This window comes from Agrobacterium sp. (genome assembly GCF_059499945.1).
The window spans coordinates 191,262-215,927 of record NZ_JCABZP010000020.1; the positions used below are offsets into that span (position 1 = coordinate 191,262).

At 59.6% G+C, this 24,666-nt stretch carries 21 protein-coding genes; 1 reads left to right on the forward strand and 20 read right to left on the reverse strand.

Annotation, left to right across the window (positions count from 1 at the left end):
• Positions 1-10 precede the first annotated feature (10 nt).
• The gene (locus tag AC5I5B_RS23835; protein ID WP_080794056.1) at positions 11-1,264 is read right to left on the reverse strand and encodes a sarcosine oxidase subunit beta family protein; all 1,254 of its coding nucleotides are present in this window, start codon (positions 1,262-1,264) and stop codon (positions 11-13) included.
• Positions 1,265-1,349: 85 nt separating this feature from the next.
• Between AC5I5B_RS23835 and AC5I5B_RS23840 the strand changes: the two genes are divergently transcribed.
• Positions 1,350-2,396: a GlxA family transcriptional regulator gene (locus AC5I5B_RS23840; protein ID WP_162686905.1), complete on the forward strand. Its 1,047-nt coding sequence runs from the start codon at positions 1,350-1,352 to the stop codon at positions 2,394-2,396.
• Positions 2,397-2,412: 16 nt separating this feature from the next.
• On the opposite strand, the gene AC5I5B_RS23845 is transcribed toward AC5I5B_RS23840, so the two are convergent.
• The 19 genes from AC5I5B_RS23845 to AC5I5B_RS23935 form a co-directional block, all read right to left on the reverse strand.
• A complete protein-coding gene (locus AC5I5B_RS23845) occupies positions 2,413-2,736 on the reverse strand; it encodes a cytochrome C oxidase subunit IV family protein (RefSeq protein WP_020813017.1) in 324 nt (107 codons plus the stop codon).
• Between the two features lie 14 nt (positions 2,737-2,750).
• Positions 2,751-3,473 (reverse strand): heme-copper oxidase subunit III family protein, encoded by a 723-nt coding sequence (locus AC5I5B_RS23850; RefSeq protein WP_087746595.1) that lies wholly within the window; start codon positions 3,471-3,473, stop codon positions 2,751-2,753.
• 110 nt (positions 3,474-3,583) lie between these two features.
• A complete protein-coding gene (locus AC5I5B_RS23855) occupies positions 3,584-4,288 on the reverse strand; it encodes a cytochrome c oxidase subunit 3 (RefSeq protein WP_003504353.1) in 705 nt (234 codons plus the stop codon).
• Entirely contained in the window at positions 4,285-6,063 is a 1,779-nt protein-coding gene (locus AC5I5B_RS23860) for a cbb3-type cytochrome c oxidase subunit I (RefSeq protein WP_087746519.1), read from the reverse strand. The genes AC5I5B_RS23855 and AC5I5B_RS23860 overlap by 4 nt, the downstream gene beginning before the upstream one ends.
• Positions 6,064-6,137: 74 nt before the next feature.
• Positions 6,138-6,953, reverse strand: a complete 816-nt coding sequence (locus AC5I5B_RS23865; protein ID WP_099087029.1) for a cytochrome c oxidase subunit II — start codon at positions 6,951-6,953, stop codon at positions 6,138-6,140.
• Positions 6,954-7,132: 179 nt separating this feature from the next.
• The gene (locus tag AC5I5B_RS23870) at positions 7,133-7,519 is read right to left on the reverse strand and encodes a c-type cytochrome (protein WP_112977537.1); all 387 of its coding nucleotides are present in this window, start codon (positions 7,517-7,519) and stop codon (positions 7,133-7,135) included.
• A gap of 101 nt (positions 7,520-7,620) precedes the next feature.
• Complete coding sequence (locus AC5I5B_RS23875; RefSeq protein WP_111785038.1) at positions 7,621-8,436, reverse strand: DUF2189 domain-containing protein; 816 nt, start codon at positions 8,434-8,436, stop codon at positions 7,621-7,623.
• Positions 8,437-8,820: 384 nt separating this feature from the next.
• The gene (locus AC5I5B_RS23880; protein WP_174054711.1) at positions 8,821-10,920 is read right to left on the reverse strand and encodes an FAD-dependent oxidoreductase; all 2,100 of its coding nucleotides are present in this window, start codon (positions 10,918-10,920) and stop codon (positions 8,821-8,823) included.
• A 74-nt stretch (positions 10,921-10,994) separates the two neighbouring features.
• Positions 10,995-12,650 (reverse strand): GMC family oxidoreductase, encoded by a 1,656-nt coding sequence (locus AC5I5B_RS23885; RefSeq protein ID WP_174054712.1) that lies wholly within the window; start codon positions 12,648-12,650, stop codon positions 10,995-10,997.
• A gap of 92 nt (positions 12,651-12,742) precedes the next feature.
• Positions 12,743-14,248, reverse strand: coding sequence for a GMC oxidoreductase (locus tag AC5I5B_RS23890; protein WP_111820475.1), 1,506 nt, complete (start codon positions 14,246-14,248; stop codon positions 12,743-12,745).
• A 16-nt stretch (positions 14,249-14,264) separates the two neighbouring features.
• Positions 14,265-15,380: an ABC transporter ATP-binding protein gene (locus AC5I5B_RS23895; protein WP_003504339.1), complete on the reverse strand. Its 1,116-nt coding sequence runs from the start codon at positions 15,378-15,380 to the stop codon at positions 14,265-14,267.
• 3 nt (positions 15,381-15,383) lie between these two features.
• Entirely contained in the window at positions 15,384-16,268 is an 885-nt protein-coding gene (locus AC5I5B_RS23900) for a carbohydrate ABC transporter permease (RefSeq protein WP_003504336.1), read from the reverse strand.
• Positions 16,268-17,146 (reverse strand): carbohydrate ABC transporter permease, encoded by an 879-nt coding sequence (locus AC5I5B_RS23905; RefSeq protein WP_003504335.1) that lies wholly within the window; start codon positions 17,144-17,146, stop codon positions 16,268-16,270. Before AC5I5B_RS23905 ends, AC5I5B_RS23900 begins: the two co-directional genes overlap by 1 nt.
• 167 nt (positions 17,147-17,313) lie before the next feature.
• A complete protein-coding gene (locus AC5I5B_RS23910; RefSeq protein WP_174054713.1) occupies positions 17,314-18,555 on the reverse strand; it encodes an ABC transporter substrate-binding protein in 1,242 nt (413 codons plus the stop codon).
• 146 nt (positions 18,556-18,701) lie between these two features.
• A complete protein-coding gene (locus AC5I5B_RS23915; RefSeq protein WP_174054714.1) occupies positions 18,702-20,222 on the reverse strand; it encodes an aldehyde dehydrogenase family protein in 1,521 nt (506 codons plus the stop codon).
• Positions 20,222-21,001 carry an enoyl-CoA hydratase/isomerase family protein gene (locus tag AC5I5B_RS23920; RefSeq protein ID WP_111817595.1) on the reverse strand — a complete coding sequence of 260 codons (780 nt, stop codon included), beginning with the start codon at positions 20,999-21,001 and terminating at the stop codon, positions 20,222-20,224. Before AC5I5B_RS23920 ends, AC5I5B_RS23915 begins: the two co-directional genes overlap by 1 nt.
• Positions 20,994-22,607: an acyl CoA:acetate/3-ketoacid CoA transferase gene (locus AC5I5B_RS23925; protein WP_174054715.1), complete on the reverse strand. Its 1,614-nt coding sequence runs from the start codon at positions 22,605-22,607 to the stop codon at positions 20,994-20,996. The genes AC5I5B_RS23920 and AC5I5B_RS23925 overlap by 8 nt, the downstream gene beginning before the upstream one ends.
• Positions 22,604-23,617 carry a Gfo/Idh/MocA family protein gene (locus AC5I5B_RS23930; RefSeq protein ID WP_174054716.1) on the reverse strand — a complete coding sequence of 338 codons (1,014 nt, stop codon included), beginning with the start codon at positions 23,615-23,617 and terminating at the stop codon, positions 22,604-22,606. Before AC5I5B_RS23930 ends, AC5I5B_RS23925 begins: the two co-directional genes overlap by 4 nt.
• Entirely contained in the window at positions 23,614-24,660 is a 1,047-nt protein-coding gene (locus AC5I5B_RS23935; protein WP_174054717.1) for a LacI family DNA-binding transcriptional regulator, read from the reverse strand. The genes AC5I5B_RS23930 and AC5I5B_RS23935 overlap by 4 nt, the downstream gene beginning before the upstream one ends.
• Positions 24,661-24,666 lie beyond the last annotated feature (6 nt).

The following is a 24,666-nucleotide window of genomic DNA, read 5'->3' on the forward strand; positions in this document are numbered from 1 at the left end:
GGTCGGCTCCTCAATGCGCCACGGCAGCGGCTGCGGCCTCGTCGATCAGGCGGCCGGAACGGAAACGCTCCAGCGTGAACGGCGCGTTGATCGGGTGCGGTTCGTTTTTGGCAATGGTCCAGGCGAAGGTGTGGGCAGCGCCCGGCGTGGCTTTGAAACCGCCCGTGCCCCAGCCGCAATTGACGTAAAGCCCGTCAACCGGCGTCTTGCCGAGAATGGCCGAGCGATCCGGCGTCACGTCGACAATGCCGCCCCATTTGCGCAGCATCCGCATGCGGTTGAAGATCGGGAAAATCTCGACGATGGCCGCGATCGTATGCTCGATCAGCGGCAGGCCGCCGCGCTGCGAATAGGATGTATATTGGTCCGTACCCGAACCGATAACCAACTCGCCCTTGTCGGATTGGCTGATATAAGCATGGACCGCGTTCGACATGACAACGCAGGGGAAAATCGGCTTGATAGGCTCCGACACCAGCGCCTGCAGCGGGTAGCTTTCGAGCGGCAGGCGCACACCGGCCGTGTCCATCACAACAGAGGTGTGGCCGGCCGCGGAAACCGCGACCTTCTTCGCCTTGATGAAGCCCCTCGCCGTCTCGACACCAGCGACGGAGCCATCGGCATTGCGACGGATGGCGGTGACCGGGCAGTTCTGGATGATATCGACACCACGGGCGGCAGCGCCGCGCGCATAACCCCAGGCAACCGCATCGTGGCGCGCCGTGCCGGCCCGTTCCTGAAGCGCACCGCCCATGACAGGATAACGCGCATTCGGCGCAATGCTGAGCGGCGGGCAATAGTCCTTGCATTCTTCCGGGGTAAGCCAGCGATTGTCCACACCGTTCAAGCGGTTGGAATGGATGTGGCGCTTGAAGCTCTGCACATCGTGCACATTGTGCGCCAGCATCAGCACGCCGCGCCTTGAATACATGACGTTGTAGTTCAGCTCCTGGCTCAAGTTCTCCCACAGATCGACGGCGTGATCGTAAAGACGGGCGCTCTCGTCATAGAGATAGTTCGAGCGGATGATCGTCGTGTTGCGGCCGGTATTACCGCCCCCGAGCCAACCCTTGTCGATGACGGCGACATTGGTGATGCCGTGCTGGCTGGCCAGATAATAGGCGGCTCCCAGACCATGGCCGCCGGCGCCGACGATGACCACGTCATATTCGGCTTTCGGCTGGCTGTCCGGCCACTGCTCGTCCCAGTTCTTGTGGCCGGTCAGGGCATTCCGCAAAAGATTGAAAGCATTAAAACGCGTCATGAGCGGACCCGATGGTTGGAAAATCTCGTGTCGTAAACGCTATGAGCATTTGCCGCGCCCCGGCTGGACAATCGCGTCTGTTTGCATGAATATTTGCGTCATGACCTCACACCGCGCCAGAAAACGCCTCAGCGTCGCCTTCCTGCTTGCCGACCGCTTCACGCTGTCAGCCTTTGCGAATTTCGTTGATGTGCTGCGTCTTGCCGCCGACGAGGCGGACCGTTCCCGGCCTATCCTGTGTGAGTGGTCGGTGCTCTCGGCAACGCTGGGGAGCGTGCAATCGAGCTGCGGCGTGAAGGTGCAGCCGGATACACGGCTGATGGACGCCGGGCATTACGACTATATCGTCGTTGTCGGCGGCTTGATCAGCGATCACAGCGCCCTGCCGCAGGAAGCGCTGCGGTTCCTGAAAGACCGGGCGGCGGCGGGCATTCCCATCGTCGGGCTCTGCACCGGTGTCTTCATTCTGCATGAAGCGGGCCTGCTTGATGGTTATCGCTGCTGCGTGAGCTGGTTCCACCATCAGGATTTTCTCGACCGTTTCGATACCGTCCAGATGATCTCCGACCAGATTTTCGTCATCGACCGTGACCGGCTGACCTGTTCCGGTGGTCACGGCGCAGCCCATCTGGCGGCTTTCCTCGTCGAGCGCCATGTCGGCCAGTCCGCCGCCATCAAAAGCCTCAACATCATGATGATCGACAGCGCGCTGAGCGGCGAAAAACCCCAGCCCGGCCAGCAGAGCGCGCGAAAGGCCAATGATCCTCTGGTCAAAAAAGCGATCCTGCGGATGCAGCAGAATATCGAGGTTCCGAAAACAGTGCTGGAACTGGCGAACGACCTTGGCCTTGGTCGCCGCAGCCTCGAACGGCGTTTCCTCACCGACCTGAACGCGACCCCGTCCAAGGTCTATCTCGAGCTTCGGCTGGACCGTGCGCTCTCCCTCCTGCGCAGCACGCATGACCCGATCACGCAGATTGCGCTCGCCACCGGTTTCTGCGACGCGCCGCACCTTTCCCGCACGCTGCGAACCGAGCGCGGTTTCACGCCCAGCGAATATCGCAAGACACAGGCCGGCCACACGACAACCGACGAGGAATTCGCTGTCGGCGTGCTGCTTCCGCAAGCCTGAAATATGTTGCAGCGGCCTAGGAACCCGCAGTCATAAAGGTCAGCCGGGTGAAAGCCGTATAATTGGATTCCGACACCATCAGGGCGGCGAAGACAAGCACGAGGACCGGTGGGAGCAGGATGACGTAGATCAAGACCAACCGCTCCCAGGCCAGATGCATGAAGATCGCGATGATCAGCCCTGCCTTCAGAAGCATGAATACGATGATCAAAGACCATCGGGGATAGCCCTGAATGCCGAGATAATCGACCATATAGGAAAAGGTGCTGAGGACAAAAAGCAGTCCCCAGGCCACCATGTAAAGTCTTATCGGATGCTGCTGTGACTGTTCCTGTGCCATGATGCCATCCTCACTCACCACAGATAGAAAAATGCAAAGATGAAGACCCACACCAGATCGACGAAGTGCCAATAAAGCCCCATGATCTCGACGATCTCGTAATGCCCTTTGCGGCTGGTGAAAAATCCCCGCCTTTCCTGATCGAAATCTCCCCGCCATACCTTGCGCGCAATGATGAGGAGGAACAGCACGCCTATCGAGACATGGGTGCCGTGAAAGCCCGTGATCATGAAGAAAGTCGAACCGAATTGCGCCGCACCCCAGGGGTTTTCCCAGGGACGCACGCCTTCCTCGATCAGTTTCGTCCATTCGAATGCCTGCATTCCGACGAATGTCGCGCCAAGGAGGGCCGTTACCACCATCAGCGCCGCGGTTTTGCGACGGTCACGGCGATATCCGAAGTTGACGGCCATGGCCATCGTGCCGCTGCTGCTGATGAGGACGAAGGTCATGATGGCAATCAGGATCAGCGGAATATCCTTGCCGCCAATCGTCAGCGCAAAAACCTCGCTCGGATTGGGCCAGGCGACGGTGGTCGACATGCGCGCGGCCATATAGGCCAGTAGGAAACAGCCGAAAATGAAGATGTCGCTGAGGATGAAGATCCACATCATCGCCTTGCCCCAGGAGACGTTCTTGAACGCCCGCTGGTCCGATGACAGATCGGCGGCAACGCCGCGCAGTCCCGTGGGGCGCAGATGCGGATCGCTTGCTGGCCTTTCCATGGATGCGGTCATGATCGACACTCCTTAGAGGATTTCCAGTAAAAGTGCGTAGCGTCCGGAAAATCTGATGCTTAGATAAAACTTAGAGCGGCGGGACCTGCTCCGGTTCATCTCCCGCCGCTCTAGCTGACCAATTGACGGCATAGATCGACAAAACTATTCGCCCAGCCGGCGAAGAGCGCAAAAAGGATCAGCCACACCACCAGCATGAAATGCCAGTAGATGGCGCACAGCTCCACGCTCAGGCGCATCCTTGCCGACAGGGGTCCGCTGCGGGCGCGGATTGCGGTGCGTCCAAGCACACAGAGCCCGCCCACTATATGCAGGCCGTGCAGCCCGGTGATCATGTAAAAGAAGCTGTTCGATGGGTTATCCGCCAGCACATAGCCTGCGGAGGTGAGTTGCCACCATGCCAGGAACTGTCCGGCGACAAAGAGAACGGCCGTCGCAAAGGCTGCCGCAAGAGCCGTGTTCAGCCTGTCGCGGCGACCGGCGCCGGCTTCGGTTTTCGCCCATTGCAGCGCCAGACTACTAGCGGCAAGCGCCGCAGTATTGGCCCATAACAGCCCGGGAATGGGGATGCCCCACCAGTCCGCGCCGCCCATGCGGCCGAGATAGGCGCTGATGAGCAGCGTGAACAGCGCGCCCACGACACCCAGAAAAATGCCGAGCCCAAGTTTCGCTATTGTCGCCGACGATCCCTGCATCTGCGGTGCATCGCCTGCCACCCCCACTTCCAGCCATGGCTTTGAAGTGAGCCGCTGCCCCGCCATCCACCAGGCGATGATGCCGGCAATACCCGCCATGAAGATGAGAATGGCGATCATGACAGGGCCCTCTCCGACGACCCGGCCGCAGCCGGCTGGTTTTGCGGCAAGAAGTCCTCATCCGCGCCGGGCACGCTGTAGTCATAAGGCCAGCGATAGACGACCGGCAGCTCCTTGCCCCAGTTTCCATGAACCGGCGGGGTCTGCGGCGTTTGCCATTCCAGTGTCGTCGCCCGCCACGGATTGCCGCCCGCCTGTTTGCCCCAGCGAAGGCTCCAGGCGAGATTGAACAGGAACAGCAGTTGTGCGGCGCCAACAACCAGTGCTGCAACGGAGATGAACATGTTCAGCGTGTGTGCCGAGGGCGGAATGAAAGCGGCCTCGCCCAGTTCGTAATAACGGCGCGGCACGCCCATCAGGCCGAGATAATGCATCGGGAAGAAGATGGCGTAAGCGCCGAGAAAGGTGATCCAGAAGTGGATATGCCCCATCGCCACGTTCAGCATGCGGCCCGTGACTTTGGGATACCAATGGTGGATCGCGCCGAAAATCACCATGATCGGCGCGACCCCCATCACCATATGGAAATGCGCGACGACGAACATCGTATCCGAAAGCGGAACGTCTACGACGACATTGCCGAGGAAAAGACCGGTCAATCCGCCATTGATGAATGTGACGATGAAGGCGAGCGCAAACAGCATCGGCAAGTTCAGATGGATATCGCCGCGCCAGAGCGTCAGCACCCAGTTATAGACCTTGATCGCCGTCGGCACGGCGATGATCAGCGTCGTGGTCGCGAAAAAGAAGCCGAAATTCGGGTTCATGCCGCTGACATACATATGATGCGCCCAGACGACGAAGCTCAGCGCCGCGATGATGACGATCGCCCAGACCATCATCCGGTAACCGAAGATGTTCTTGCGTGCATGGGTGCTGATGAGATCCGAGACGATGCCGAAGGCCGGAAGTGCCACGATATAGACTTCCGGGTGGCCGAAGAACCAGAACAGGTGCTGGAACAGAATGGGACTGCCGCCCTCCTGTTTCAGCTGTTCACCCATCTCTACGATGGCGGGCATGAAGAAGCTCGTGCCGAGCAGCCGGTCGAACAACATCATGACGGCGGCAACGAGAAGCGCCGGGAAGGCGAGCAGCGCCATGGCGGTTGCCGTGAAGATGCCCCATATCGTCAGGGGCATGCGCATCAACGTCATGCCGCGCGTGCGCCCTTGTAGCACCGTGACGACGTAATTCAGCCCGCCCAGGGTAAAGCCGATGATGAACAGGATCAGCGAGGACAACATCAGGATGATGCCCCAGTCGCGCCCGCCCGGCGTTCCCGATAAAAGCGCCTGCGGCGGATAGAGCGTCCAGCCAGCGCCCGTCGGCCCGCCAGGCGCGAAGAAACCGGCGACCAGCACGAGGACCGCGAGCAGGTAGAGCCAATAGCTCAGCATGTTCGCATAGGGAAACACCATGTCGCGCGCGCCGAGCATCAGCGGGATCAGATAATTGCCGAAACCGCCGAGAAACAGCGCGGTAAGCAGGTAAATCACCATGATCATGCCGTGCATGGTGATGAACTGATAATAATGTTCCGCGTCGATGAAAGAGAAATAACCGGGAAAGCCGAGTTGCAGGCGCATCAACCAGGATAGCACCAGCGCCACCATGCCGATTGCCGTCGCGGTCAGGAAATATTGAATGGCGATGATCTTGGCATCCTGGCTGAAGACATATTTCGTCCACCAGCTTTTCGGGTGATAAAGCTCGACATCCTCGACCTCAGCGGGCTGGATGACCTGCCCCGCGCCGGATCCAATCTCGACCATCTTCCGTCCTCCCTGTTTCCTCCGACGCGGCTTTTCCCTTCAACGACGCTTTTCCCGTCAACGACAGATGGCGCTCATCTGGCTGCCGACTTTTCCGCCAAAGCGAGCGATTTCGAGAAAGTCGGTTGCTGCTGTAGCCAGGCCTGATAGTCAGCCTCGGTATCGACAACGACGGTGCCGCGCATCTGCGGATGGCCGACGCCGCACAATTCCGCGCAGAGAACCTCGAAGGTTCCTGTCCGCGTGGGGGTGAACCAGTAATAGGTGACCGAACCGGGGATCATATCCATCTTGGCCCGGAACTCCGGCACGTAGAAATCATGCACCACGTCAATCGCGCGCAGCAGCATCTTCACCGGCCTGCCGGCGGGCAAATGCAGCTCGCCGCCTTCAACGATGACATCGTCCATTCCGGCGGGGTCGTTTCTGTTCAAACCGAGAGGATTGTCCGGTGCAATAGCGCGCGTATCCGCCCGTCCGAGCCGGCCATCCGCGCCGGGCAGACGAAAACTCCATTGCCATTGCTGACCGACGACTTCCACCTCGCTGGCGCCATCAGGCACGGTCACGAACTGGTTCCACACAAAGAGGCCCGGCAGAAGCATGGCAGCCACCCCGACCCCGGTTCCTCCGGCCAGCCACCCCTCCAGGCGCTTGTTTTCAGGCTGGTATGCCGCCCGGTTTCCCGTGCGATGCCTGAAACGGAACACGCAATAGGCGACGAACAACACGATGGCCGAAAAAACGAAACCGGTGATCCAGAAGGTGATGATGATCGTATTGTCGATATAGCTCCAGTTGGAGGCAATCGGCGTCCACCACCAAGGGCTCAGCAGGTGGAATACGATCGATCCCACCACCAGCAGAACGAGAACCACAACGACAGCCATCGTCTCCTCCCCTGACACGGCCGCGACTATTTCTACAATCCTATCGCGAAACGTATTAGCATTATCTCATGAACAGTTCGGGCGAGCAATTGCGGCAACAGCAGCGGTTCGCCTCTCATTCGGCCCTGTCCTGCCGATCCACCCCGGCGAGAGACAGCTCTTCAGATCGCATCATTTCGCTACTTGGAGTATTGCTTCAGATAGGCGATGAGATTGGTGATGTCGGTGTCATCCTTCACCCCGGCAAAGGCCATTTTTGTGCCCTTCACCTTCGCCTTGGGGTCGTGCAGATAATCGCGAAATGATGTCTCGTCCCATACCAGCCCGGCCTTGCCCGCATCCTGCATCGCCTGCGAATAGGCGAAATTCGGATGAGTGCCGGCGGCTCTGCCGAACAGGCCGTTCAGTGAAGGTCCGACCTTGTTCTGGTCGGTTTCGGCGACATGACAAATGCCGCATTTTTTGAAAACGGTGGCGCCGGCGACAGGGTCCCCCTCCTGTGCGTGCGCATCAAGCGGAAGGGTCGTGGCGAAAAGCAGACAGATGGCAAGAAAACGATACGACATGGCATCCTCACGCGCTCCATCGCCATCCCGGCAGCAACGGCTCCCTCAGGAGAGCCGCAACAGCGGGAAGGATGATCGACAGCTAGATTTCCGTTATGGGTTCAAGGCATACGGTTTGGATAAACGGGGACGATCAATTTCCGATAGAGGTGCCAGGTTGCATGTCCGAGGATGGGCATGATGACTGCAAGGCCGACGAAAACCGGGATTGTGCCGACGACGAGCAGCGCCGCGACGATCAACCCCCAAAGCGCAACGGGAACCGGATTGGCAAGCGTGGCGCGTATGCTCGCATCCACCGCCGCGACTGCGCCGACATCCCGATCCAGCAGCAGCGGGAACGCCACCACCGTTGTCGCCAGCACAATGACCGCGAAAACAAAACCGGCAAGATTCCCCCAGATTATCAGGGAAAGTCCCTGCGGGGTGGTCAGCACGTCTGACAGAAAGGTTGAGAGCGAGGCCGGACCGGCCGCATCGAACGTCGTGGTGTAGAGGTGCTGCGCAACAATCAGCCAGACGGCGAAAAGCACGAACAGCATGACGGCGACCGCGATAATCGACGGCAGGGCCGGAGAGTGACGAACCTCCAGCGCATGACGCCAGGAGCTATCCAACCCCTGCTCGCGTCGGCGGCTGATTTCATAAAGACCGATGGCCGCAATCGGACCGATCAGCGCAAAACCTGACATCAAGGGATAAATCAGCGGCAACAGATTGGCGCCGGAACTCCACATGACCAGAAAAACACCCGCAATGGGATACATAAGACAGAGAAAGACATAATGGGACGGCTTCTCTTTGAAGTCATCAAGCCCCAGCCTCAATGCATCGACAATATCCGCGAAACCAATCTTGCGGACTTCGGGGCGAGTAAATTCACCGGTTGCACCGGCCATGACATGGAATGCCGTCATAGCACTTCTCCTCCTGCGCCATGATCCGGCTGGCGGCGTGAAAACGCCTGGAGACTTTATCCGCGCGTCAAACCGCAACCGGCTAAATTGTAATTTATCAAATCCGGGCGCCTTTGTCGCCTGTTCTTTAAATTTGGGAAATTAGATGCGCGCCGTCGGCGTGACCGGGGGGCGACGCCGGTCCTTCGAAGACAATCCCGCCGGGGGGCTCCTCGCACCGGCAAGCTGGCCAGCCATGGAGGAAAACACCTCCACCGGCAGAGGCTGATCCGCTTCTTCATTTTTTTCTTGAAAGGCGCCTAGCTTGCGAGCGCGAGGACAGAATGCTGATCGGCCGTATCAAAGGCGTGACTGGGGCCCGTCCGAGCATAATTCAAAACGAATTCAGTCTTCGGCGCATCCTTCTCTTTCACCGAGATCATAGATGCGTCCGGTGAGCCAGGCGGGCCAGTCCCGTTCAAAGAAGGATTTCTTGCTTTCATCGAAGACGCGGTTGGGACGCGTCGATGTCGCCATATCCTCACCTTCGAGCCTGACGACGATCTGCTCGCTTCGATGGTCGTCTTTCTCCCTGCGAAAGCGGAATTCATGCAAGGGTCCCGCATTGACGTTCGGAACCAGTTCACCGTCAGCATCGCAGATCGCGCGTGCGCCTCGGCTGCCGCCGCCATCGCGAATGAAGTAATCCAACGCCGTGAGCACGGCCTCGGACGCAATCGCCATCTGTTGCCACTGAACGGCGCGAACCGCCTCGGCAGCCCGTCCGTAAGCAATCCCGTTCGAGCGGATCGTCGCATTGAGCGAACGCGCCCCGGCAAGCGCCTGCGAAACGCTTTCGGCATCGCATATCATCCCCGCCTTATCGCTCATGCGGGACTGGATTTCGGTGCGGATGTCCTTGGCGGACAGGCGACTATCCTCCTTCAGAATGGCGAGAAGATCATTGAGCCCCGCTAACGCAGCCGCCTCAATATTTGCCGATGACGGGGATTTCGCGCGATGACTTGCGCCGACGTGTTCGGCCGCGCGTGTACCGAACACCTGCCCGGCATTCAGCGCCGCTCCGCCCGGACGTGTCACACCATGCGTACCTGCGGCCTCGCCGACAGAATAGCAGCCCGTCAGGTTGGTCCGCCCCCAGGTATCGACCATGATGCCGCCGTTCATGTGCTGGTTGTTCACCGCAAATTCCAGCGGCTCGCTGGCGATGTCGATTTTGTAGCGCCGGTAGAGTTCGATCGCGAGCGGGTTCATATGCCGCAACCGGTCGATCGGCAGTTCCTTCATCGCGCCGGCGTTTTCGATATAGCTGCTGACATCGGGATCGAGACGATCAAGGCTGAACGGAAGGTCGCCGGGCACCGCCAGCGGATTGCGATTGAAGTCCATGAAGACCCGCCGCCCGGCTGCCGACTCGCGGAAGATCGCAAGGTCGACCAGACTTGAGCCGAAATCGAGCATCCGGGTCGAATGGAAGGGCCATTGATAGCCCTTTCGGAAAATGTTGGAGGCCATTTCCTGCGTATTGCGATAGTAGTCCGCCAGAAAATGGTGCTCTTTGCCCTCGGCATCCAGCGAATAAATGTGAGGAATGGCCTGAACATAGGTTCCCGACAGATTCCAGGGGAACCCCTCCCGCCGCGTGCCGATGCCGAACTGACTTTCCGTGAGGTTTACGAGGTCTATCCCTGCCTCCAGCGCCAGCCCCAGAGAGCCGAAGCAGCCATTGGGATAGACGCTGTCGCGATAAAGTTCACCCGGTCCTCCGGCTGCAAGGACGATCACCGCACACACGAACAGAGCGATCCCGAACGGATTGGTGTCGCTACGCTCATGAGGCTGCATGGCGAGAACGCCGACGACCCGTCTTTCGTGCCTCAAACCTTCGGTCAATATTTTGACGACGGTGGTATGATTGTGAAACGGGATATCCAGACGGATCGCTTCATCCGCAAGCACCTTGACCATCAACCGCGATGTCCTCGGACCGCAGCTGGTCGCGCGGCCGACTTCGTCGTGATCAGTCTGATATCTCAGCGTCCCGCCCAGCGGGTCCTGCGGCAAGGGCAGCCCAAGGAATTGCAGCGAGGCCATCATGCGCGCGGAGCCGACCGCCTCGACATAGGCGGTGTCCTCGTCCATGGCGCCACCGCTGCGGATAGCGCGCGCCATCGCCTTGAAGTTGTCGCCCTGATCAGCCGTGTTCGCGGTGTGGAGCGTTTGTTTGTCCGATCCGGAACAGGCGGATGTCCCGCCCCACGCGCTCTGGCTGAGGATGACGACGTCATCGCCGCGCCGTTTCATTTCCACCGCGGCCCGCAGCCCGGCAGCACCGGAGCCGACAACGACACAGCCAGCCCGATGAACCGGAACATCGATGCCGCCGAGCACGATCATTTCCTTGGGGCCGGGCGCATTCGGCAAACGCGGCATGTTCACATCCGTGAGCGCGTCAAGAATATGCTGCGGGACGGTCGCGTCCATGAGCGTTTTACTCCTCGTGTTGCCTTTCAGGCTTTGTCTTAGGTTCGCATCAAGACCGCCTGATCGCGGAATGACTACCGAACCTGCGCTCGCGCCCTTGGACGCGTTTCATTGCGTTCGTGCGAGAAAATCGCAGGCGCAAGGGGGCCAAGTCCTCTTATCAGGTCCGCACCTTTCTCTCCGACCATGATCGTCGGCGCATTGGTGTTGCACGAGGGAACGCGCGGCATGACGGAGGAATCGCAGACACGCAGCCCTTCCAGACCATGCACCTTGAGATCAAGGCCGACGACGGATTCCGGCCCGTTGCCCATCTTGCAGGTGCCAACAGGATGGTGATCGGTCTTGGCGTTCGCGCAGCCGTAGTCGAAAAGCTCATCATCCGTCATGACCTTGGGGCCGGGAAGACGTTCCGCCATGATGTATGGCTTCAACGCCGCCTGCTGGAATATCTCGCGGCCGATCTTGAGACCTTCCAGTGACATCTTCCGGTCGTGCGGATCGGACCAGTAATTGGGATCGATCAACGGCGCGGCGGCCGGATCGGAGGATGACAGCCGCACGGTTCCGCGCGATCTGGGATGAAGATAGGCGGAATTCAGCGTGACCCCGGCGTTTTTCAGCCGCTCCACGCCCGCCTCGATACCCGACCCCAATCCCAGATGGAACTGGATGTCCGGCGAGCGCGCATCCGGGTCCGCATACCAGAAACCGCCCGTTTCAAACAGCGAGGAGGCGACCGGGCCGGTGCGAAACAGAATATACTCAAGCCCCGCCCATATCGTCCGGTGAAGCTTGGCGACGCCGTCATAGGTATGGTCGCCGGTGCACTCGGCAATCACGAAAAGATCGAGATGATCCTGCAGGTTCGAACCGACGCCGGGCAGGTCATGGAGCACTTTTACGCCCACGGATTTCAGATGATCCGCCGGGCCGATACCCGATTGCTGAAGAAGTTTGGGTGAGCCGATGGCGCCGGAAGAGACGAGGACTTCCCGTTCGGCGCGGATGATTTCCGTGCCGGACTTTCCGACCACCTCGACCCCTATGGCGCGTTTTCCTTCCAGAACGATGCGGGAGACGCGTGCGCCGAGTTTGATCGTCAGGTTCTTGCGATGTCGGATCGGGTTGAGATAGGCGAGCGATGCCGACGACCGGCGGCGGTTACGCTGGGTAAGCTGATAAAAGCCGACGCCAGCCTGCTGCCTGCCGTTGAAATCGTGATTATAGGGTATGCCCAGTTCCTGGCCTGCTCGAATGTAAGCATCGCAGATAGGCAGGGCCGAAACCGGCATCGAGACCCCAAGCGGCCCGCCATAGGAATGATAATCGTCGGCGAAACGCTGATTGTCTTCGGCGCGTTTATAATAGGGCAGGATGTCGCGATAGCTCCAGCCTTCACAGCCATCCTCGGAGACCCATGTGTCGTAGTCGGCCGCATTGCCGCGCGTATAAAGCTGGGCATTGATCGATGAGCCGCCGCCCAGCACCTTGGCCTGGGTGTACCGTAACACCCTGCCCTTCATGTGCTTCTGCGGCACGGTCTCCCAGCCCCAGCTCGCCACGCCTTTGGTCATCTTGGCAAAACCGGCGGGCATATGGAAAAGCGGGTTCCAGTCGCCCCCGCCGGCTTCGAGCAGCAGGACGTTGACATCGGGGTCTTCGCTCAAACGGTTGGCAAGCACACATCCTGCGGGGCCGGCACCGGTGATGATATAGTCGAAACGCATCGAACTATCCTGTTATACTTGAGTAATCTGATGACCGCCGCCCACATAAAGCGACATCGCGATCATGAAATGGGGTGTCGGGGTCGTCGGCCTCATGGGGCGAGGTCCTCCGTCGAGATATGATGGGCAACCCTCAGCGCCTGGCTCGCAATGGTGAGCGCCGGATTGACGGCTGCCGACGTCGGCAGAAAGCTGGCATCGACAACGAAAAGATTGCGGTGGTCATGGGAACGGCAGAAGGGGTCGAGCGGTGCAGCCGCCGGGTCGTTGCCCATGCGGATCGTGCCGCACTGATGCGACGGCGTGCGTTTATCGAAAGGTTTCGACAAGACGATCGGGAAACCGACCGATTTGAGGATGCCTTTGAGTTTCGCAACCAGCGCCAGATGAGCGTCCCAGTTGGTTCGCCGCCAGTGGAGAACGATGCGGTTTCCGTCAACCATTATCCGGCTGTCCGGATGAGGGATATCTTCGCTCATCGCGTAGAAATCGATCGCGTGTCCGGTCAGTTGCCGGAGCAACCATTCCGGCACGCGGGGCATTGCCCCCTTCAAGATCGCCGGAGAAATCTTGCCGAGCAGTTGGACGTTGCCAAGAGGCGGCCCGCCCTCACCGTCGGACAGATAGAAGTCATTGAAGCCGAATGTCTTTTGATAGACGGCCGTGTTGCGGAAGCTTGGCGACACGGCAATTACAGCCGACGAATTGTGGTTCATGAAGTTTCGCCCGACCTGATCGGAGGAATTCGCAAGACCCTTCGGATATCGTTCATCCGCCGAGCGGAGCAGCAGCACGGCCGACTGCACGGCTCCCGCAGACAGGATCACCAGTTTTGCCGTAACCGAGCGGGCCTCGCCGTGCTGTTCATAATGGACGCGCTCAATGCGGCCGCTCGCGCCAGCCTCAAGTCTGGTTACTCTCGCGGATGTTTCGATTTTGACGTTCGGATATTCAAGGGCTTTGAGAAGTGCCGCAGTCTCCGCATCCATCTTGCCATCGCGAGAATTCGGATGGGCATCCCACGGCGTCCGACCTTTCAAGAGCCATTTTTCGATATCGATGGCCAAGGGCAGGGAGAACGGATGCAAACCCTTCGCCTTCAGGCGTGCCCGCACATCCGCCACCGGCGGCTCGTCCGCAACGGGAGAAAATGAATATGCGGCGGAATGTTCGGGTTCGGTCGGGTCCGCGCCCAGCTCGCCGCGAACCTGATACATTGCCTCCGCCTTGCTGTACCAGGGTTCCAGCTCCTCGTAAGCGAACGGCCAGGCGGGCGAAACGCCTTCCCTATGCCTGATCTCACTGAAGTCTTCCTTGCGATAACGGGACAGCACCGCGCCGTAGAATTTCGAATTTCCGCCGACATTGTAATAATTACCGGGATTGAACGCAGCGCCATTGGCCTCGTACCAGCTCTCCTTGGGGCGAAAATGGCCCTTTTGAAAGATGGCGCGCTGGTCGCGATTGACCGGGCTGTCGGCGATGTAATCGCCGGCTTCAAGGATCAGGATGTCGGCACCTGTCGCCGCAAGCCCGGCGGCAGCCGTCGCGCCGCCGATACCGGAGCCGATAATGACAATGTCTGGACTGTTCATCATGCTGTTACCAAATACTTCAGGCGATACGCACCTGGCTCGTCGGATCGAAGAACACGGCCTTGTCGAGGTTGAAGGCAAGACGGGCGTTCTGGCCGGCGTGAATGCGGGCATCGGCGCGCAGGCGGGCAACGACCTCCTTGCCGCCGAGCTTGGTGACGGCGAATGTGTCCGATCCGGCCGGTTCCACGACCTCGATGTGGCATTCTCCCTCGGCAAGCGTTCTGGCGTTCCGGTCCGCCCCTTCCGGGTCTGTCAAAGCCTCGGGTCGAATGCCGAAAATGACCTGCCGGCCCGCATGGGACGCCAGCGCCTCCTTGCCGGCCGCGACGGGAAGACGCATCGGCTCGCCATCGGGTCTCGCAAGGGAAACGGATAGTCCGGACGCATCCTGCTCGATGGTGCCGGTTAAAAGGTTCATGGCGGGCGAGCCCATGAAATCGGCGACGAACATGTTTGCCGGATTATTGTAAATCTCGGCGGGAGATCCGAATTGCTGCAGAACGCCGTCCTTCAGCACCGCGATCTTCGTCGCCAGCGTCATCGCCTCGATCTGGTCGTGGGTCACATAGACGATCGTGGTCTTCATGCGCTGGTGAAGCCGCTTGATCTCGGTTCGCATATCGACACGCAGCTTGGCGTCGAGGTTTGACAGCGGCTCGTCGAAAAGAAAGACCTGCGGATTGCGCACCAGCGCACGCCCCATGGCGACGCGCTGCCGTTGACCGCCCGACAATTGGCTCGGCTTACGGTCGAGGAGATGGCCGATCTGGAGAATATCGGCGACCTGCCTGATCGCCTTTTCGCGCTCTTCCTTCGGAACCTTGCGGATCTCCATACCAAAGGCGATGTTCCCGGCGACGGTCATGTTGGGGTAAAGTGCGTAGGACTGGAAAACCATCGCGATATCGCGCTGCGACGGCGGCAGGCCGGCTACGTTGCGCCCGTTGATCGAGATCGTGCCTGATGTGATGGGTTCCAGACCGGCAATCGTGTTGAGCAGGGTGGATTTGCCGCAGCCGGAAGGCCCGACAAGCACCAGAAAACCGCCCTCCTCGATTTCGATATTGATGTCCTTTAGAATTTCCAGCGCGCCATAGGACTTGCGCAGATGAGAGATTTCGAGAAACGACATGGTTTATCCTTTCACAGCGCCGGACATGAGACCCCGTACGAAATAGCGGCCGGAGACGATGTAAACGATGAGGGTTGGGAGGGCGGCCAGGATCGCGCCCGCGAAATGGACGTTGTATTCCTTGACCCCCGTGGACGAGGACACGAGATTGTTGAGCGCCACCGTCATCGGGGTCGAAGACGCACCCGAAAACGAGGCGCCGAACAGGAAGTCGTTCCAGATATTGGTGAACTGCCAGATGACTGAGACCACGATGATCGGTCCCGATGACGGCAGCAGGATGCGGCGGAAAATCTGGAAGAAACTCGCACCGTCGATCTGGGCTGCCCGGACAAGTTCCGTCGGGAAAGCTTCATAGTAATTGCGGAAATAGAGCGTGGTGAAGCCGAGGCCATAGATCACATGCACCATGATCAGGCCCCAGATCGAACCGGCGAGACCCAGCGTGCCGAGGATGCGTGCCATGGGAATCAGCACGATCTGGAACGGGATGAAGCATGAAAGCAGCAGCAGCCCGAAGAAGACATTCGAACCGCGAAAGCTCCACTTGGTCAAAACATAACCGTTCAGCGCGCCAACGATGGTGGAGATCGCGACAGCCGGAACGACCATCAGGATCGAATTGATGAAAAAGGGCTTGAGACCTGTCGGCTGAACGCCGATCTGCGCCGTGGACCAGGCGGAGAGCCACGGCTCGACGGTCCACACCTGCGGCAGGTTCAACATGCCGCCCTGCCGGATTTCGTCCAGTGGTTTCAGCGAATTGACCACCATTACGTAGAGCGGCAGCATGTAGTAGATGGCGAAGAATATAAGCGCCAGATAAATCAGTCCGCGCGTCAGATGGCCATGGCTGATTGCATTTTGTTGGTTTGGAGCGCCGCTCATCAGCGTTTCCCTCCGCGAATTTCCGAATAGAGATAGGGCACGATGATCGAGAAGATCATGATGAGCATGATGATCGCCGAGGAGGCGCCAATGCCCATGGAATTGCGCGTGAATGTGTAGGAATACATGAATGTCGCCGGCAGCTCGGTCGCCTGCCCCGGCCCGCCGCCGGTCAACGCGACCACAAGGTCATAGGCTTTGATTGCGAGGTGAGCGAGAACGACGAATGCGGACAGGAAGACCGGGCGCATCAGGGGAATAATGATGCGGCGGTAGGTCATGACGGTCGAAGCGCCGTCGATCTGGGCCGCCTTGATGATTTCATTGTCGACACCGCGAAGGCCGGCCAGAAACATCGCCATGACAAAGCCCGAGGACTGCCAGACCGCTGCGATCACCACGCAGTAGATGGCGTAGTTGCGATCCTTGATCCACGCAAATTGGAAGCTTTCCCATCCCCACAGATGCATGGTGTTCTGCAGACCGATGCCGGGGTCGAGAAACCATTTCCACGCCGTGCCCGTGACGATGAAAGACAGCGCCATGGGATAAAGATAGATCGGCCGCAGGAAACCTTCGCCACGGATTTTCTGGTCCAGTAGGATCGCCAGAAACAGGCCGAGAACCGAGCAGATGATGATGTAAAGCGACGCGAAGATCGCGAGGTTGCTGATCGCCCGCCACCAGTGTGGAAGAGCCCAGAGCCGCTGGTAATTCAGAAGCCCGACGAAATTGTAGGAGGGCAGCATCTTACTGTCCGTCAACGACAGGAAGCCCGTATAGGCGATGAAGCCGTATACGAAAATGATAATGACGACGAAGCTTGGAGCCAGAACAAGCTTCGGTAACAGCTCCTGAAGTCGACTACGACCAGTCATCGCGCAGATATCCTTGATCCTTGAAACAGCGCCCGATGCTTGCCGTTTCCATCAGTTGGGTAGCCGAAGACGACAGGCTGCCTGCAAGGCGCCCGGACCGGTTCGACTGCGATTTCATGCGAGCATTGGTGCGGTGGGGGGGATGCCCCCACCGCATTTTTCCACGTTTACTTTGCGGCTGCGACGGCAGCCGGCAGTTCGACGATTGCTTCATCCGGCGTCAGTTCACCGTTGAACTCACGGGTAACGACGTCATAGATCGCGTTCTTGACGGCAGCCGGGTTGGCGTGACCGTGAGCCATCGAACCGAAGAGCTTGCCGCTCTTGTCAGCCTCGGCAAGGTCGGCAATCGCCTTCTTGCCGCAGGCGTCAAAGGCCTCGTTCGACACGTCGGACCGGGCCGGAGCCGAACCCTTCACGACATTGAATGCCGACTGGAAGATCGGGCTTTCGATTGCCGCCGCCATTTCCATCTGCGCTGGCACCTTGTCGGCAGCGACCTTGAACATGGCGAACTGGTCGGAGTTGAAGGTCACCGCACCCTGCGTTTCAGGATAACGGACGCAGACAAAGTCCGTGCCTGGCACCTTCTTCGCCTTGACGAATTCACCCTTCGCCCAGTCGCCCATGAACTGAACGCCGGCCTTGCCTTCGATGACCATGGCGGAAGCAAGGTTCCAGTCGCGACCGGAGAAGTTGTCATCCACGTAGGAGCGAAGCTTCGTCATGCGCTCGAAAGCGGTCTTCATCTTCTCGCCGCCAAGTGCTGCCGGGTCGAGGTCGATGAACGCCTGCTTGTAGAAATCCGTGCCGAGCGACAGCACGACCGCGTCGAAGATCGTTGCGTCCTGCCATGGCTGTCCACCGGCGGCGATAGGCGTGATGCCCTGCGCCTTGAAGTTGTCGAGCATGGCGATCAGTTCGTCCCAGTTCTTGGGCTCCTTGCCGCCGGCCTTGTCGAGCGCCGCCTTGTTGATCCACATCCAGTTGGTCGAATGCACATTCACGGGTGCGGCAATCCAGTGGCCGTCATATTTCGAGAAGCGCTGCAGGGCTTTCGGAATGACCTTGTCCCAGCCATCCTTGGCCGCCAGTTCATCGAGATTGCCGAGAGCGCCTTCTTTCGCCCAGTCCTGAATGTCGAAACCGAGCATCTGGACGGCGGTCGGCGCGTTGCCGGCGGTAACGCGGGCGCGCAGCACCGTCATCGCTTCCGTGCCGCCGCCGCCGGCAACAGGCATATCGGTCCAGGAGATATTCTTCGCCTCAAGGTCCTTCTTGAGGACGTCGAGTGCGGCAGCCTCGCCGCCGGACGTCCACCAATGCAGGACTTCAACACTCTCCGCCGCCTGTGCGGCGCCGGCCATCATGGACACTGCCAATGCAGTGCCTGTCAGAAATTTGCGCATATGTTCCTCCCATTGTCGCAAATTAAAGCGAGGAATACCCCGCCCCGTCACCCGTCCTCCTCGGACGCAGTCAGTCTAACCGGCTAGAGCGGGATGGCGAAAAGTGTGTGCGGTTTTCGCCTGAAATCCCGCTCTAATTCTATGATCTACGCCGGTTTTTCAGTCTGCGGCATCCACCAGCTGGTTCGGCCGCCGATATGCATGTTCAGGGTCTTGGTTTCCGTATAGTCCTCGACCGCATGACGGCCGAGTTCCCGGCCGAGACCGGACTGCTTGTAACCTCCGAACGGCAGCTCACTCGCGCCATCCATGAAGGTATTCATCCACACCGTACCGGCCCGCACGCGGCGTCCGATCGTCAGGCACGTATCGAAATCGCGGCTCCAGACGCCTGCGGACAGGCCGTAATCGACAGAGTTGGCAATCTCGATGGCTTCTGCGGTTGTCTCAAAGGTCAGAACCGAAAGGACCGGTCCGAAAACTTCTTCACGCGCAACGGCCATGACCGGCGTGACGTCGGAAAGAATGGTAGGCGACATGAACTGCCCCATTCCCAAGTCCAGCTTTTCTCCCCCATGAGCGATCTGTGCGCCGCTGTTTTTCGCATCTGAAACGTAACCGGAGATTTTTTCAAGATGCTGAGGCGTAATGATCGCGCCGACCTGTGTCGTCGGGTCCAGAGGATCGCCTACCTTTACCTTGCTGGCAAGTTCGCCGACGCGTTTGACCACATCCGCCGCGATGCTCTTGTGAAGAATAAGGCGCGACCCGGCATTGCAGCACTCGCCGGCATTAAAATAGGCCCCGAAGACAGCCGCATCGATGAACGCATCAAGATCAGCGTCCGGAAATACGATCTGTGGGTTCTTGCCACCCAGTTCGAGCGAGACCTTCTTCAGCGTCTGCGCGGCATTGACCATGGTCAGCTTGCCGACGCCCGTGGAGCCGGTGAAAGAAACCATATCAACTGAGGGATGCGAGGTCATGATCGAACCCACCTCCGCCCCGGTTCCCGTCACGATGTTGACGACACCCTTCGGGACACCCGCTTCCTGCAGGATTTCACCGAGAACAAGCGTCGAGCCGGAACTGAGTTCCGAGGGCTTAACAACCGTGGTGCAGCCCGCCGCCAGCGCAAAAGGCAGTTTCTGACCGACGATCAGGAAAGGGAAATTCCACGGTGTGATGATCGATACGACCCCGATCGCTTCGCGCAGGACAACGCCGAGCGTGCCGTCACCGAGTGTGTTGTAGCTCTCGCCATGCAAATCTCTGGCGAGGGCGGCGGCATAACGCCAGATATCGACGGAACCGGCGATTTCACCGCGCACCTGCGTAATCGGCTTTCCGGCCTCGACGGCGTCCAGATAGGCAAGTTCTTCGGATCGCGCGGCGATGAGGTCCGCAGCCTTCAACAGAATAGCCGAGCGCTCGGAGGCCGTCATGCGGGGCCATGGCCCGGTATCGAAAGCGGTGCGCGCGGCCGCTATCGCCCGTTCCGCATCGGCCTTGGTTCCAGCTTGAAAACGACTGACGATGGAACCATGGCCGGGTGCTATCCGCTCGATAGGATCGACATTGCCTTCGACCCATTGGCCGTCGATGAACATCTTGAAATCTCTGGCCGTCCGGTCACTCAGCATTTTCGGGTTGATCAGAACCGTCATCACCATTCTCCGTTAAATATTGCCGGGCGTTTTGCGCTAAATGCCGCCACGCCTTCTTTCAGGTCGCCGGTCTTGGCAGCCAGGATGGAACCCAATGCTTCGACCGCCGTGCCATTGTCTTCACCGCTTGCCGAAGCGATCATCAGTTTGACGATCTCGGACGCCGCCGGGCCACGCGCGGCAACGCGCTCCGCATAATCTTTCGCGGCGGTCAGAGCGTTGCCTGTCGGGGTGACCGCATCGACAATCCCAAGCGCAAGCGCCTCATGTGCGCTGAACACCTCACCCCCGAGCGCCATCCGGCGCACGGGCTGGGCGCCGAACCGCTTGACCAGCCGCTGCGTGCCCGACCAGCCCGGCACCATTCCGAGGCTGGTTTCCGGCAGACCGATCCTGATCTGCTCCTCGGCAATGCGAATGTCGGCGATACCCGCCAGTTCGAGGCCGCCGCCGAGCGCATGGCCATTGAGCGCAGCGATCAACGGCACCCGCAAGGTCGCAAGACGTTCGAAAACCCGGTGACCGTGACGAACCCAGCCGTGGCCAAATTCCTGGGGCTGCATGCCGCCCCATGCCTTGATATCGCCACCGGCCGAAAAGCCCTGCCCCTCGCCCGTCAGGATCGCCACACGGACCGCATTGTTTGCCTCGACCTCATCGGCGGACGCCATCAGCGCGCCGAGCATATCGAGATCGAGAGCATTGCGTTTTTCCGGCCGCGACACCGTCATGATCGCGATATGACCGTCGATCTCGATGCGAACCGTGCCATTAGCCATGGAAGGTTCCCTCCAGCACGCGGGCGCTTTTTGTCGGAAGCGCAAGGCCGATATTGGCTTCGGCAAAAAGCGAAGCGTCCATCACCTTGAGATCGTCGGCAACAATGAGTTCGAACTCGGATTGATCGAGGATTTGCGTCTGCAAATCGATGCCCGGCGCGATCTCGCTCAACACGACGCCTTGCCGCGTCAGCTTCATCACGCAGCGTTCGGTGACATAGGTGATGTCCTGACCCTGCTCGATCGCCCTGCGGCCGGAGAAGGTCACGTGCTCGACTTCATTGACGAGCTTCTTCAGCTTTCCTTCTTTTTCGACAACCAGCTTGCCGTCATTGATCGACAGCTTTGCCCCCGCATTGAACATGCCGGAAAAGACGATTTTCCTCGCCCGGGCCGTGATATCGACGAAGCCTCCAGCACCGGCGGTCACATGCGGACGGAAGGAAAGCTTCGAGACGTTGACGGAACCGTCCTTGCCTATTTCGAGAAATGACAACAACGATGCATCAAAGCCCGCGCCCTGAAAATAGGTGAACTGATAGGGCGACGGCATATAGGCGTCGGCGTTCGAGGCGCAGCCGAATGCGAAATCCAGCAGGGGAACGCCGCCGACCGCCCCCTGCTCGATTACCCAGGTCACCGAGCCATGCAGACCTTCTTCCAGCAGAATTCTCGGCACATTCGCGGAAATGCCGAAACCGAGATTGACGCAGCTGCCAGCCTCAAGCTCCTGAGCCACGCGACGGGCAATCACTTTCTGGATATTGAATTCCGGCACCTCGAATGAATCGAGCGGATGGAAGACCTCTCCCGAAATCGCCGGATCATAGGCCGTCTGTGTCGTCTGCTTTTGATAGGGATCGACCACGACGTAATCCACCAGCATGCCCGGCACCCGCACATCGTGAGGTTTGAGCGAGCCTTCCTTGGTGATGCGCTTCACCTGCGCGATGATGATGCCGCCATTGTTTCGGGCGGCCAGCGCCTGATCGAGACCTCCGAGATAAGCGCCCTCATGTTCGTAGGATAGATTGCCGCGCTCATCGGCAGTCGTCGCGCGAATGATCGTCACCTGCGGAATGATCGACGGAAAATAGAGCCAGTCCTCACCCTCGAAAGTGACGCGCTTGACGACCGGCTCGGCCGCTGCCGAAGCATTCATCGCGCAGCCCTGACGGGCCGGATCGACAAAGGTATCGAGGCCGATTTTGGTGAGGACACCCGGGCGCTTTGCCGCCGCCTCGCGATGCATGTCGAACATGATGCCGGACGGGATATTATAGGCCGGAATCTCATCGGCGGTGATCATCTGCCAGATCAAGGGCGGTTCGGCACTGGATGGACCGGACGGGTATGAACCGCCGATGATCCGCTTCAGCAGGCCCTTTTTCGCGATGTGATCAACGCCCTTGATACCGCTCATATCACCGGCGGCAATCGGATGAAGCGTCGTGATGTTCTTCGGATGTCCGGTTGCATCGAAGCGGTCACCGATCGCCTTCAACATCAGATCGGGGCAGCCCAGACCGCTGGACGACGAAACGGAAACGATCGCGCCGTCTGGAATAAGATCCGCTGCCTGCGCTGGAGTGATATGTTTTTTCATGACCGGCTCTCGATCCCTGTTTTGACCCGAACAGCGGATCCGCTTTTCGACGCTTCGACGACGGCAAGCCCGGTCGCCAGCGACCAGATGCCGTCTTCAGCAGTCGCGGCAGGTTTGCCGCCCGTGATGGCCGAGTGAAACGCTTCGAGCGCGACCTCATAGAGATTGTCGGAACCTGTTTTGATTTCTTGCTCGCCAGCCTCGGTACGCAGCACGACAGTACCGACCGACTTCTGGGTCATCACATTTCTGGCGATCAGGGAGCCTTCGGTGCCATGAACCTCGAAACCGGTCTCGGCATATCTGGTCGTGAAGCCATCGTGGAACTGGGCGATAAGGCCGTTTTCGAAACGAATGACACCCATCACAGCGTCTTCAAGCCCCTCCCGGCTCATGCCGCCGGCCTGAGAAAACGCGATGACTTCGACCGGATCGACACCGAGCACAAAGCGGAGTGTGTCGACGTCGTGCACGGTGATGTCGAGGATGACACCGCCGCCCGCAGATGGCTTGTCCAGCCGCCAGCCCTGCAGATGCGGCGGCAGGTAAACCGCATGAAAGACGCGCGCGCTCAGCGGCGTTCCGATCCTGCCGGCGGCGATTGCATCGCGCATCGCACGGTGAGTGGGCGCATTGCGGAGATGATGATTTGTCGCCAGAACGACGTTTGCATCGCGGGCCGCGTTCGCCATCGCATGAGCCTCTTCAAGCGACAGGGCCAGAGGCTTTTCACAGAGAATGTGTTTTCCCGCCCGGGCAGCGGCAAGCGCCTGCTCGCAATGCAGATCATTCGTCGTCGAAATGTAAACCGCATCGATGGCCGGATCGGCAAGAAGCGAGGCCAGATCGGACGCGACGTTCGGGATGCCGTTTGCCGCCGCATATTCCGCCCCGCGAACAGGGTTGGAACTCAAAACGGAAACAACCTCACCGCCGGTTTTTCTGATCGCGTCGATCACCCATTCGCGCGCGATCGTACTTGCGCCGATCAATCCCCAACGCACCGTCATGCCAATGTCCTCCCGACTTCATTTCGTTGCGCTCCGCAACTCTCCCGCACAACGAGCCGAACCGCCGTTGTCACGGCCTCCGCATCGGCTTTCTCCGAATTGATCTGTTTGAGAAGCAGCTGTGCCGCCCGTCTGCCGATCCCCTGGGGGTCGACAGCAATTGTGGTCAGAGCGGGAACCGTCGTCTTGGCTTCGATAACATCGTCAAAGCCGACAACCGCGAAATCCCGTCCTGCCTCCATGTGCCGGGCACGTAACCCGTCGCAAACGCCAAAAGCCACGGCATCGTTGAAGCAGACGGCGGCCGTGACCGGATCGCTTGCTTCGAGCACGCGCCCGATCGCCTCGACACCGCCGGCACGCGAAGGCGCGCAGGGAACAACGGCCGTCTCCTGAAAAGGCAGACCGGCGACAGCCAAGGCGTCACGAAAACCGCCGACCCGCTCATGGAAGACCGCCGTATCGGGAAACCCGCCCATGAAGGCGATGCGGGAGTGGCCGAGCGAGGCAAGATGGGCAACCGCCTGCGCCATGCCGGACTGATTGTCCGATGCAACCGACGACACTTTCGCACCGGGCAGGCTGCGGACAACGACCACGACGGGAATGCCGGCGGCAATCAGCGGCTTGAAGTCGAGCGGATCGGTCGCGCGGGCGGGCGATACGATCAGCCCGGAGATGCCGTGCTCCCGCATCGAGGCAATCACCTCGCGCTGCCGGTCGATGCTTTCGCTGGTATTGGCAAGAAACTGCACATAGCCGGCCGATTGCATGACCGTGTCGACGCCCACGGCAAGTTCCGCAAAGAAGCTGTTCGTCAGATCGTTGACGACGACACCGATGATTTTCGATTTCGCGCTGGTCTGGCGCAGGTTCGCGGCGCCGCGGTTGTAGACATAACCAAGCTCGCGCATCGCCGCATTGACCTTGGCCCGGGTCCCCTCATTGACGAGCGGCGAACCCCGCAGCACCAGCGAGACTGTCGATTTCGAGACGCCTGCGGCCTGCGCGATATCTATAACGGTCACCCGTCCGCCAGTCATTGAACC

What these genes read in the sequence shown, in the direction of transcription:
- AC5I5B_RS23835 (WP_080794056.1), bottom strand. Translation starts at nt 1,264, where the DNA reads ATGACGCGTTTTAATGCTTTCAATCTTTTGCGGAATGCCCTGACCGGC.
- AC5I5B_RS23840 (WP_162686905.1), top strand. Translation starts at nt 1,350, where the DNA reads ATGAATATTTGCGTCATGACCTCACACCGCGCCAGAAAACGCCTCAGC.
- AC5I5B_RS23845 (WP_020813017.1), bottom strand. Translation starts at nt 2,736, where the DNA reads ATGGCACAGGAACAGTCACAGCAGCATCCGATAAGACTTTACATGGTG.
- AC5I5B_RS23850 (WP_087746595.1), bottom strand. Translation starts at nt 3,473, where the DNA reads ATGACCGCATCCATGGAAAGGCCAGCAAGCGATCCGCATCTGCGCCCC.
- AC5I5B_RS23855 (WP_003504353.1), bottom strand. Translation starts at nt 4,288, where the DNA reads ATGATCGCCATTCTCATCTTCATGGCGGGTATTGCCGGCATCATCGCC.
- AC5I5B_RS23860 (WP_087746519.1), bottom strand. Translation starts at nt 6,063, where the DNA reads ATGGTCGAGATTGGATCCGGCGCGGGGCAGGTCATCCAGCCCGCTGAG.
- AC5I5B_RS23865 (WP_099087029.1), bottom strand. Translation starts at nt 6,953, where the DNA reads ATGGCTGTCGTTGTGGTTCTCGTTCTGCTGGTGGTGGGATCGATCGTA.
- AC5I5B_RS23870 (WP_112977537.1), bottom strand. Translation starts at nt 7,519, where the DNA reads ATGTCGTATCGTTTTCTTGCCATCTGTCTGCTTTTCGCCACGACCCTT.
- AC5I5B_RS23875 (WP_111785038.1), bottom strand. Translation starts at nt 8,436, where the DNA reads ATGACGGCATTCCATGTCATGGCCGGTGCAACCGGTGAATTTACTCGC.
- AC5I5B_RS23880 (WP_174054711.1), bottom strand. Translation starts at nt 10,920, where the DNA reads ATGGACGCGACCGTCCCGCAGCATATTCTTGACGCGCTCACGGATGTG.
- AC5I5B_RS23885 (WP_174054712.1), bottom strand. Translation starts at nt 12,650, where the DNA reads ATGCGTTTCGACTATATCATCACCGGTGCCGGCCCCGCAGGATGTGTG.
- AC5I5B_RS23890 (WP_111820475.1), bottom strand. Translation starts at nt 14,248, where the DNA reads ATGATGAACAGTCCAGACATTGTCATTATCGGCTCCGGTATCGGCGGC.
- AC5I5B_RS23895 (WP_003504339.1), bottom strand. Translation starts at nt 15,380, where the DNA reads ATGTCGTTTCTCGAAATCTCTCATCTGCGCAAGTCCTATGGCGCGCTG.
- AC5I5B_RS23900 (WP_003504336.1), bottom strand. Translation starts at nt 16,268, where the DNA reads ATGAGCGGCGCTCCAAACCAACAAAATGCAATCAGCCATGGCCATCTG.
- AC5I5B_RS23905 (WP_003504335.1), bottom strand. Translation starts at nt 17,146, where the DNA reads ATGACTGGTCGTAGTCGACTTCAGGAGCTGTTACCGAAGCTTGTTCTG.
- AC5I5B_RS23910 (WP_174054713.1), bottom strand. Translation starts at nt 18,555, where the DNA reads ATGCGCAAATTTCTGACAGGCACTGCATTGGCAGTGTCCATGATGGCC.
- AC5I5B_RS23915 (WP_174054714.1), bottom strand. Translation starts at nt 20,222, where the DNA reads ATGACGGTTCTGATCAACCCGAAAATGCTGAGTGACCGGACGGCCAGA.
- AC5I5B_RS23920 (WP_111817595.1), bottom strand. Translation starts at nt 21,001, where the DNA reads ATGGCTAATGGCACGGTTCGCATCGAGATCGACGGTCATATCGCGATC.
- AC5I5B_RS23925 (WP_174054715.1), bottom strand. Translation starts at nt 22,607, where the DNA reads ATGAAAAAACATATCACTCCAGCGCAGGCAGCGGATCTTATTCCAGAC.
- AC5I5B_RS23930 (WP_174054716.1), bottom strand. Translation starts at nt 23,617, where the DNA reads ATGACGGTGCGTTGGGGATTGATCGGCGCAAGTACGATCGCGCGCGAA.
- AC5I5B_RS23935 (WP_174054717.1), bottom strand. Translation starts at nt 24,660, where the DNA reads ATGACTGGCGGACGGGTGACCGTTATAGATATCGCGCAGGCCGCAGGC.